General features: G+C 44.7%; 9 protein-coding genes and 1 pseudogene. 4 read left to right on the plus strand and 6 right to left on the minus strand.

What is annotated here, in order from left to right:
- Positions 1-16: 16 nt before the first annotated feature.
- Positions 17-1,315, minus strand: coding sequence for a trigger factor (gene tig / locus L1D37_RS05395; RefSeq protein WP_239847163.1), 1,299 nt, complete (start codon positions 1,313-1,315; stop codon positions 17-19).
- A gap of 294 nt (positions 1,316-1,609) precedes the next feature.
- Positions 1,610-1,792 (minus strand): annotated as a pseudogene (locus L1D37_RS24055) (hypothetical protein); the annotation flags it as partial.
- 162 nt (positions 1,793-1,954) lie between these two features.
- Here L1D37_RS24055 and L1D37_RS05400 point away from each other — a divergent pair.
- From L1D37_RS05400 to L1D37_RS05410, 3 genes are all read left to right on the plus strand, one after another.
- On the plus strand, positions 1,955-3,748 hold the full coding sequence (locus L1D37_RS05400) for an ATP-binding protein (protein ID WP_239847165.1): 1,794 nt from the start codon (positions 1,955-1,957) through the stop codon (positions 3,746-3,748).
- A gap of 150 nt (positions 3,749-3,898) precedes the next feature.
- Entirely contained in the window at positions 3,899-5,248 is a 1,350-nt protein-coding gene (locus L1D37_RS05405) for a sigma-54 dependent transcriptional regulator (RefSeq protein ID WP_239847167.1), read from the plus strand.
- A gap of 78 nt (positions 5,249-5,326) precedes the next feature.
- Positions 5,327-5,500: a hypothetical protein gene (locus tag L1D37_RS05410; RefSeq protein WP_017631412.1), complete on the plus strand. Its 174-nt coding sequence runs from the start codon at positions 5,327-5,329 to the stop codon at positions 5,498-5,500.
- Between the two features lie 98 nt (positions 5,501-5,598).
- Here L1D37_RS05410 and L1D37_RS05415 read toward each other — a convergent pair whose 3' ends face one another.
- The 3 genes from L1D37_RS05415 to L1D37_RS05425 all read right to left on the minus strand — a co-directional run bounded on the left by L1D37_RS05415 (position 5,599) and on the right by L1D37_RS05425 (position 8,780).
- A complete protein-coding gene (locus tag L1D37_RS05415; RefSeq protein ID WP_239847168.1) occupies positions 5,599-6,960 on the minus strand; it encodes a TRAP transporter large permease in 1,362 nt (453 codons plus the stop codon).
- Between the two features lie 2 nt (positions 6,961-6,962).
- On the minus strand, positions 6,963-7,718 hold the full coding sequence (locus L1D37_RS05420) for a TRAP transporter small permease (protein WP_239847169.1): 756 nt from the start codon (positions 7,716-7,718) through the stop codon (positions 6,963-6,965).
- A 66-nt stretch (positions 7,719-7,784) separates the two neighbouring features.
- A complete protein-coding gene (locus L1D37_RS05425; RefSeq protein WP_010439482.1) occupies positions 7,785-8,780 on the minus strand; it encodes a TRAP transporter substrate-binding protein in 996 nt (331 codons plus the stop codon).
- A 345-nt stretch (positions 8,781-9,125) separates the two neighbouring features.
- Between L1D37_RS05425 and L1D37_RS05430 the strand changes: the two genes are divergently transcribed.
- The gene (locus L1D37_RS05430) at positions 9,126-9,533 is read left to right on the plus strand and encodes a thioesterase family protein (protein WP_239847171.1); all 408 of its coding nucleotides are present in this window, start codon (positions 9,126-9,128) and stop codon (positions 9,531-9,533) included.
- 89 nt (positions 9,534-9,622) lie between these two features.
- Here L1D37_RS05430 and L1D37_RS05435 read toward each other — a convergent pair whose 3' ends face one another.
- Entirely contained in the window at positions 9,623-10,435 is an 813-nt protein-coding gene (locus tag L1D37_RS05435) for a 4'-phosphopantetheinyl transferase superfamily protein (protein ID WP_239847173.1), read from the minus strand.
- Positions 10,436-10,857 lie beyond the last annotated feature (422 nt).

A 10,857-nucleotide genomic window follows, 5' to 3' on the forward strand; every position in this document is an offset into this window, starting at 1 on the left:
GTCAGATATTACTATATTAAGCAGGTTGCTGATTCATTAGCTCGTTGAAGCTAACTTCTTTATCAGAAACTTGAGCTTTAGCGATGATTGCATCAATAGCTTGCTCTTCTAGAGCAACGTTGCGCATGTTGTTCATCATTTGCTCGTTTTGCTCGTAGTAAGCAATAACTTCTGTTGGATCTTCGTATGCTGTAGCCATCTCTTCGATGATAGCTTTAACTTTCTCGTCGTCAGCTTTTAGCTCTTCAGTCTTGATTACTTCACCAAGAAGAAGACCTACAACTACGCGACGTTTAGCTTGCTCTTCGAACAACTCACGTGGAAGTTGGTCAGCAGCTTCAGTGTTGCCACCGAAACGTTGAGCAGCTTGTTGACGTAGAACACCGATTTCTTGATCGATAAGAGCAGAAGGTACGTCGATGTTGTTTTCGTTAACTAGACCGTCGATAGCTTGCTCTTTGATGCGGTTCTTAACAGCTTGCTTAAGCTCACGCTCCATGTTCTTACGAACTTCAGCTTTAAGACCTTCAACACCGTCCGCAGCGCCGAACTTAGAAACGAATTCTTCGTTTAGTTCTGGAAGTTCACGAGCTTCAACTTTGTTCAGCTTGATAGAGAACTTAGCCGCTTTACCTTTTAGGTTTTCAGCGTGGTAATCTTCTGGGAAGTTTACGTCGATTTCGAATTCCATACCTGCTGTTTTACCAACGATACCGTCTTCGAAGCCAGGGATCATGCGACCAGCACCCATCTCTAGTGGGAAGTTCTCAGCTTTACCGCCTTCGAACTCTTCACCGTCGATAGAACCAACGAAGTCGATAGTTGCACGAGAACCAGAGTCAGCTGCAGCTTCAACTTCAGTCCAAGTTGCTTGTTGCTTACGTAGAGTTTCGATCATCTCTTCAACGTCTGCGTCTTTAACTTCTACTGCTGGTTTCTCAACAGTGATGTTTTCTAGACCTTTCAGCTCAACTTCTGGGTAAACTTCAAAAGTTGCGTTGAATACTAGGTCAGCGCCTTCGTTGTTTTCAACTGGTGCGAAAGTTGGTGCGCCAGCTGGGTTGATTTTCTCTTTAACGATCGCTTCGATGAAGTGACGTTGCATTACTTCGCCCATCACGTCTTGACGTACTGCTTTGCCGTACATTTTAGCAACCATCTTCATTGGCACTTTGCCTTTACGGAAACCATCGAAACGACGGTTTTTCGCGATGTTGCGTAGTTCAGCTGTAACTGCATCTTCGATGTTAGCAGCAGGAACAGTAATATTAAGACGGCGCTCTAGGCCTTCTAGCGTTTCAACAGTAACTTGCATTATATAAACCTCAAAACTGGCTCAGTAATCTGAGCATATGAGCCGTAACTTAGCTTTAATTCAAAAGCCGGCGTTGTTGGCTGCATCCTTGTGTAGTGCTCTATCCGAACACCTAATTTAAAATCGAGCATTGATGTCTGAATTGATTATTCAACCAAACACCAGACTAATCAGCGATATCTTCGTTCTTCACGCGCCAATTAAAACGCAACAAAGCTTGTTTTCAGAAACAAGAAAGGTATCTCCGATTAGCCTCAGGACAGAAATTTTAGACGCGACATTCTAGCGATCTGTTTAATCTCTGTCGAGCCGTTCACCTCTGCTTGATGATGAATGCTCTAAATTCGTCCAACTAAATGATACAAAAACGATCAAAACATCACTTAGCACAACAGAAATGGGGACAATAGCGACTTTTTCAAGGGAATCGAGGGCTTTTTTTCCTAAAAACCTTAAAAAGAGATCTTGCTCTTGTTTTACCCCTCAGAGTCGATAACTTTTTCAACAATCTCCGTTACAAAGCCTTAACCTAAACCTATCTACTGGCTCTCTATTTTCAGTAAAAACTACCGCTAATTACTGTGATGAATGAGAGAAAGCAGGCTTTGTATTGTTAGCCCGATTTAGCGGAGAACCACCATGTTTCAAGCTTTGAGAATTCGTATCCTATTGTTGGTCACCTACAGCTTGCTGATGATCGTTGGCGGCCACTGGGTATGGAACACAAGCCATCAAAGTTTGTTAAATGATCATCAATCTAACTTAGACCGCTTTTCCGTCCACGTTGCCAGCCAATTGGACAAGTTCGCCCACATCCCAGAACTACTTTCAAAAGATAAAGAGCTGATCGATGCCCTACACTCGCCAAGCAATTCTGCCCAGATAGAGCTAACCAATCGCTATCTTGAACACGTCAACACAGTGATTCAGGCATCCGACACCTATTTGTTGGACAGCATCGGCACCACTATCGCGGCTAGTAACTGGAACCTAAAGCACTCATTTGTCGGGCGTAATTTCGCCTTTCGCCCTTATTACCAACAAGCCATTCAAGGGCACGAAAAACAATACTTTGCCTTGGGCTCAACCTCGGGCAAGCGTGGTTACTATTATTCTTACCCTGTTTCCTATGCCGCTGAAATCATTGGTGTAATTGTGGTAAAAATGGATTTGTCTTTGATTGAAGCAAGCTGGCAAGGCAAACAAAGCTTTTTTGTCGCTGATGATAAAGACCAGATTATTTTCATGTCGAGCAACCCAGAGTGGCTATTCAAGAGTCTTCAACCTCTGGATGCTGCACAGCAAACTCGTATTCGAGAAAATCAACAATACCTCGATACTCAAATTGAGAGCCTGCATTTCTCTGGCGACCTAGAAAGTGCCACCAGCAGTATTCGCTCCTCGCACCCGTTAGTTAAAGAGAAGTTTTTCACCTCTTCACGCTTTCTACCTGATCCTGGATTAACGGTCAGGGTCTTCTCTCCCACCCACTTGGTCTGGTGGGACTTGGTCGCCTATATGGTGGTGCTGAGTTTGGTCTTTGCAATTATTTATCTGGTCATCCAACTTAATCTGCACCGTCAACACCGACGCGCTCAGATCGATAGGCTACAGTCAGAGGCTAACCAGAAACTAGAGTTTCAAGTTCTCGAAAGAACCTCTGAGCTACACGTTGAGATCAAGCAACGCATCGAAACCGAGCGGGTACTCAGACACACCCAAGACGAGCTCATCCAAGCGGCAAAATTGGCGGTATTAGGTCAGATGTCAGCGAGCATCAGCCACGAACTGAATAACCCGCTCGCTGCGATTCGTAGCTACGCCGACAATGGACGACTGTTTCTAGCCAAAGAGAAAACCGATCGTGTCGATGACAACTTATCGCGTATTTCAGCGCTCACCGATCGCATGGCGAAAATTAGCCACCAGCTTCGCTCCTTTGCTAAAAAGTCGACCGCGGAAGAGCTGCACATATTACAGATCCTCCCCATATTGCATTCATCTCGTGAGTTGATGAAGCCACAACTCAAGAGTGAACGAGTTAAGACTAATGAACTGCCTGAAACCTTTGACGCAAGCGTGCTCGCCAATGCCATCCAGCTCGAACAGGTCATTATTAACCTACTCACCAACGCGATTCAGGCAATGGAAAGCCAAGACGACAAGCAGTTGGCTATCCTATTAGAAGTTAGAGAAACGGATGAAGCCAACACGCTACTGATCCATGTCGACGATAATGGCCCCGGTTTTACTTCCTCTTCGAGCGGAAACTTTTTCGAACCCTTTCATACGACTAAGAAGAACGGTCTTGGATTAGGGCTATCAATTTCTCAACAGATAATCAGCGGGATTAACGGCAAACTCACGACAGGAACGAGTCCACAAGGCGGTGCTCGATTTAGCATTGAGTTGCCCCTTGTTGAACAACAGTAAGAACAAGAGCAAGAGCAACAAGAACAGCCAAGACAAAAAGAATAAAACCCAGCACGCGAAGCAAAAATAACAGACTGAGATGAGTCCGTTCAAATACGGCCTAACGAACAAACTCAGCGATAATTAGTATAAAAGAGTAAAGGAATAACTATGTGTCACGTCTACTTCATTGATGATGAATCTGACCTAAGAATGGCGATTGAGCAGAGCTTTGAGCTCGCGGATATTGATGCCGAATTCTTTCCCGATGCAGAATCGGCCCTGATCGCGATTCAAGAGAACGGATTGCCTCACGTGATCATCACTGATATCTGCTTACCGGGTATCTCGGGGCACGACCTGCTCAACACTGTAATGCATAAAGACAAAGAGATTCCCGTCATCATGATCACTGGCCACGGTGACATCTCGATGGCGGTGCAAGCGATTCAAGATGGCGCCTATGATTTCATTGAAAAACCGTTCGCCAATGAACGCCTTATCGAAACCACCAAACGCGCCATTGAAAAGCGCCAATTGACCTTGGAAAACCTTGAGCTTAAGCGTTCGCTCAAAGCCAGCAAAGCACTCGGCCCGAGAATCATTGGTGACACGCAATCCATGACCGAGCTGCGTTCTATCATCACCCATGTTGCCGACACCAATGCCGACATCTTGCTATTTGGTGAAACAGGCACAGGTAAAGAGTTAGTAGCACGCTCTCTGCATGAACAAAGCAGCCGTCGAGAGCAAAACTTTGTCGCAGTTAACTGTGGAGCAGTGCCTGAAAACCTGATTGAAAGTGAACTCTATGGCCACGAGAAAGGCGCGTTTACTGGCGCAGAAAGTAAGCGGGTTGGTAAATTTGAGTTTGCTCAGGGCGGAACCCTGTTCTTAGATGAAATCGAATCCATGCCGATGCAGGCGCAAATTCGTTTGCTGCGTGTACTACAAGAGCGCGTCATCGAAAGAGTAGGCTCAAACGGACTAGTGCCTCTGGATATCCGCGTAATTGCGGCAACCAAAGTCGACTTAAAGAAAGCTGCTGAAGAAGGCACCTTCCGCCAAGATCTTTATTACCGACTCAATGTCGTCACCCTAGATTTACCTCCATTGAGAAGCAGACAAGAAGACATCCCTGCCCTTTTCCACCACTTCCTATTGGTGGCGGCGGCTCGCTATGGCAAGACAGCCCCAGCCCTTCCTCAAAAAGAACTGCACGCGCTTCTCGCTCATGATTGGCCGGGAAATGTTCGAGAATTACGTAATACGGCAGAGCGTTTTGTGCTTTTAGGGAAGCTTTCTCACTTATCAGACAGCACCGTTGAAACGGCTCAAGAGCTGTCCTTAGCTGAACTGGTATCTGACTTCGAAAAAAACACGCTGAAGCAAGCACTTATTGAGTGTAATGGCAGCATAAAAGAGACCATGGAGAGGCTGCAATTACCTAGGAAAACCCTCTACGACAAGATGCAAAAACACCAGCTAACGAAAGAGTCTTATAAGGTAGAACCAAACTAAATTAGATTTGCGAGCAAGATCACCTATACTTATTTCAATAACAGGATGTTATGCAATAAATATAATAAGGAAGTGGTTATGGGTGAGAAAACGAGAGTACCATCGATTACTGATACTTTTGAGATAGATGGCATTTACTATACCGATCATCACGTCGATTTAAATACGCCAGAATTAGAAGCAAAACGCGCTTTGTATGAGCAGATAAACCCTCAGTCAAATCGTGGCAGAAATATAGATGAGGAGGTCTAGCGACCTCCTCCATTTTTTATGGATTAAATTCCATGTCAGTGAATGACTCAAATAACTACTTGGAGCAAATAGCTACTTGGAATATTTACGTGGAATAGCTACTTGGTTATGATTTCCGGCCCCATCAAGGAGGTTGGTAACCATGTAGAAACCCAAGGCACGTAGGTTACGATAATCAAGAACAAGAACATCACGCCCACCCAAGGCAGTGCCGCTTTCACCACGTTCATCATCGACATCTTCGCGACCCCTGCGGTCACAAACAAATTAAGCCCAACTGGCGGGGTTATCATCCCTATCTCCATGTTCACCACCATCATGATACCAAGGTGAATTGGGTCGATACCCAAAGCAATTGCGATTGGAAATACCAACGGCGCTACGATGATCAACAAGCCTGATGGCTCCATGAACTGTCCACCAATCAACAGCAGTACGTTCACCACAATCAAGAAGGTGATCGGCCCTAAGCCTGCAGAAAGCATAGATTCTGTGATCATTTGAGGAATACGTTCTTCCGTCAGTACATGCTTAAGAATCAATGCGTTGGCAATGATAAACAACAACATGATCGTCAGCTTACCCGCATCATAAAGTGTATCTTTGGTGTCTTTATGGAAGAAGGTTTGGAACACCTTAACCAGAGCTGGCTTAGTGTTGTTCTTATCCGCAAAAGGCCCCATATCTTTGTAGATAAAGTTGGCAATAAAGAACGCGTAAACCGCTGCGACTGCCGCCGCTTCGGTCGGAGTAAAGATACCGCCGTAGATACCACCCAAAATAATGACAATCAGTAACAAGCCCCAGCTCGCGTCTTTTGCGGCTGAGAACATCTCGCCCCAACCCACAAATGGCTGTGCAGGAATCTTCTTAATACGCGCCGCAATGTAGATAGCAATCATCAACATCACACCCGCCAACAGGCCAGGAATAACGCCACCTAAAAACATACGACCTACCGATACATCCGTCGCCGCTGCGTATACCACCATCACGATTGAAGGCGGAATCAAGATACCCAGAGTACCCGCGTTACAGATAACCCCTGCCGCGAACTCTTTTGAGTAGCCGTTCTTGATCATACCCGCGATAACAATACTACCGATTGCCACTACCGTTGCCGGAGACGAACCAGACAGCGCTGCGAACATCATACATGCCACAACCGATGCCATCGCTAAACCGCCACGGAACCAACCCACCATCGCGATTGCAAAACGGATAATACGTTTCGCAACGCCACCTGTAGACATGAAGCTAGAGGCCAAGATAAAGAAAGGAATCGCTAAGAGTGTGTAGTGGCCTGCAAAAGCATTAAACAGCGTTTGTGCGACTGATGCTAATGACGCATCTGAGTGCATCAATAAGAATATTACGCTCGATAAACCTAGGGAAATCGCAATTGGTACACCGACCAACATGAAAGCAATTACCATTAAAAATAGAAATAACATTGCCATGATTAGTCTTCCTTACCGTTAGATTTTGTATCCGACTCACTCGCCTTGTTTGGCTTCGTCGAATCCAATACCGCTGTCGCGTCTTCATCAGAACCCGCTAGCACGTCCGCTTTCAATGCATCCAGCTCTTCTTCGGCTTCGTGCCCAGCAATCATGCGGTCGAGTTTGCCGGTTACTACTTGGTAAGCAACTTGAGCAAAACGGAACGTCAGCATTGCCATACCAATCGGCAGCGCCATGTAAGGGATAAAGCGTGGCAGTTTCTCGTATCGTTCGCCTTCATTCAGCCAATCAGCAAGAAACTGAAGCATCTCTGGCATTGGAATATCGTCGGTCTCATACCATGCGCGATCGGTCGCGAATGGGTACCAATAGTTCCAAGAGCCGATAAGAAGTAAGATTGAAAATGCTAGACAGCTGGTCACCGCGATTAACGCATACACTTTGCGTAGCTTTTCAGGGGCAAGGTTGATGATGACATCAACACCAATGTGGAAGTGTTTTTTAACACCATAAGATGCGCCGACCAATACCATCCATGCAAACATGAATACCGTCAGTTCCAATGCCCATAAAATGTTGTCATTGAATGCGTATCGAAATACCACATTGGCAAAAGTAAGTAGCGTCATTGCGCCAAGGAAAAATGCGATTAATGACTCTTCAATCGCATCCGTAACTCTTCCGACTTTGGAAAAAAGAGAGGGTTCCAGTGCTGATTCGCTAGAATTTGGTTGTTCCATTTGAGGCTTTTCCATAATTGACTCCGCTTATAATTGTTTTAATAAAGGGCAGCGGTAGGGAGCCGCCACCCCATAGCGGTGTTATTGGTTTGAAGCTAATGCTGCATCGATAAGATCTGAACCGATGTCTTTTTCAAACTTCTTCCATACTGGTTGAAGTGCCGTTACCCATGCTTGACGCTGCTCAGGCGTCAACGTACGAACCTCACCACCAGCTTCGATGATGTTGTTTTTGTTCGCTAGGTTAACTTTTGAAGATTCCGCGTTACGCGTCTCAGACACTTCTTGAACGATAGTGCCAAGCTGCGTGCGTACATCTTCAGGTAGGTCTTTCCAGAAATCGTTTGAGGTTACAACTAGGTAATCCAAGATGCCGTGATTGGTTTCAGTCACGCCGTCTTGTACTTCAAAGAACTTCTTACCGTAGATGTTTGACCATGTGTTTTCTTGGCCATCGATAACCTTAGTTTGCAGGCCACCGTACACTTCTTTGAAAGACATCTTCTGTGGATTAGCGCCTAGTTGTTCAAACTGAGCTACCAATACATCTGATGCTTGAACACGGAATTTCAAACCTTCCGCATCTTCAGGATTGATAAGAGGTTTGTTCGCCGACATCTGTTTCATGCCATTGTGCCAAAACGCTAGACCCTGTAGGCCACGACGTTTCATTGCATTCTTCAGTTTTTCACCAGATTCTGAGTTTTGGAAACGGTCAACGGCGTCTACATCTTCAAATAGGAACGGAAGGTCAAAAATGCGGTATTTCTTAGTGAACTTCTCAAATTTAGACAGCGAAGGTGCCGCCATTTGAACATCACCATTTAACAGGGCTTCCAGTACCTTATTATCATCGTAAAGCGTCGAGTTAGGGAAAACTTGCATACAAGCTTTACCATTCATTTCAGTGTTTACTCGCTCTTCTAGTAGAGAAGCGGCAATGCCTTTCGGGTGCTTATCGGTATTAGTTACGTGACTGAATTTAATCACGATTTCACCAGGGTCACAGTTTGCAGCAGCATTAAAACTTGTGAGTGCCAGAGCAGATACAGATAGCAGGGTAAGAGGCTTAAACATTATTATTCTCCTTAGTAAACAAAGCAGCCCTTCAATGGGAACTGCGTGCTTTCACTAAGGCAATTAGCGCGCCATATTGATACAAAACATTAACAAGCCTTTAACCACAAGGCTTCATCATAGTTGCCAACATGAGTCGTTCACTCTTTGCAAAATTTAATGGGTGGAAAATGACACATAGAATATTTATAAATGGGTGGGAGTTGACCAAAGCATCAGTGATAAATGAGGTCTGACCAAAGCCCCTTTCACGATGATGCCTTGAAGTAATTTCAACCTATCCTGTAGAGTGCTGCACAACTTAGTCAGATTTACTGATCCACTACTTACCAAGAGTTGCGACCCATGAGCAAGATCTACCATCACCCAGTACAGATTTACTACGAAGATACCGATCACTCAGGTGTGGTTTATCACCCTAACTTTCTTAAATACTTTGAGCGTGCACGCGAGCATGTATTGGGCAGCGATAAACTGGCGACATTATGGAATGAACATGGACTGGGTTTTGCGGTGTATAAAGCCAATATGACCTTTCAGGATGGCGTTGAGTTCGCAGAGATCTGCGACATCCGAACCTCTTTTGAACTCGATGGCAAATACAAAACCTTATGGCGACAAGAAGTGTGGCGTAAAGATGCGATTAAACCTGCCGTGATTGGTGATATCGAGATGGTTTGCCTAGATAAAGACAAACAACTTCAGCCTGTACCCGCTGAAGTATTAAAAGCGATGCTTGGCGAAACGAGTTAACTAAGATTGTTAGTGGCTGAGAGGCGAGTGGCTGAAAGTGCGCCTTGTTCCAGATTAGAAGCTCAAGGTTCTAGTGTAACGAGCGTAACTCAGCCAAGTTGCTTCGATTTGGGGAAGCACTTCATCTCTAATTGCATAGGAAGCGTTGCACCACCAAGCGTCACGGCAAATCGAAACTGGTTATCCAGCCTTCCTAAACTGCATTGCCAATCTGTTGAAGTATCACCTTGTTCAGCAGCATCCAACCCAACTCCGTTATGTACAATGATTTCGCCATGTAACTCTGGTTGTAAACCCGACGAATGAAGTGGCAGTGTTTGTTGAGTTAGATTGGAAAAGTCGAACGAAAAACTTTTCAATGATGTGGCTAACCCCTTTCCTGTCGCTTTGATATACGACTCTTTCAGTGCCCACAAATCAAAGAAACGCTCTCTTTGAGATACCTCATCCAGCCCGAGTAAATCGTTAATCTCAAATTCCGAAAAGTAATGCTTCATTATCGCAGTGATGTTGGTCGAACTTCTTGCATGTTCAATATCCACCCCAAGCAGTAGTGCTTGCCCTTTCGTTTGGCAGACAGCAATCAGTAAATGAGCTTGGCTGTGGCTAATATTGAAATCCAGTCCGGTTTTGTGTTGCTGCTCTGCAACCAAGCTTGGTTTTCCTTTTTCACCATACTCAAACCGCCACTCTTCAGCCGTCAAATCAGAGTAGATCGACAGAACCTCTCGTAAGTAGTTACGAACATAGATCGCTTGGATCTGAGATGAAGGCATTCGATAACGCTCCACCTTGGCGACTTCATCGTCGGTCAGTTTCTGTTTAAGGCGCGACACATGATCAGTATCTTCATCCAAATCGCTTAGAGAACAAAGCCACAAATCAACGACTGGTGTTTCCATCTTTCTAGCACTCACTTATTAAAAATCACTCTTCATAAAGCCATCAATAAAACATCAAAACGAACAAATTTAACTCACCTATGTTTTGAGATAAACATAGAGAATTTGGGCAGGAAACACCCTTCATATGCGGACTTAAAACTAATTTTTCAAATAATAACAAATTAAAACACAGATCACACTTAGCCTTACGGAACAGGCATCTATTAAATGTTACTTACAAAAACCTGACATAGATCTCACCAAGTCAAAATATAGAGTATAAACACTAAAAAACAAGTCATACCCATTAATTATCAATAAGTTAATTACATTAAAAATACAAAATTCAAAAACACACAAATTTCATCTGGTCTGAACAGATCATAGTGGCCTCTGGGAGCATTGTATCGGCAACTCACCTCGGGTAGCCTGCTCAACCA

Source organism: Vibrio sp. Isolate33 (assembly GCF_022397895.1).
Lineage (GTDB): Bacteria > Pseudomonadota > Gammaproteobacteria > Enterobacterales > Vibrionaceae > Vibrio > Vibrio pomeroyi.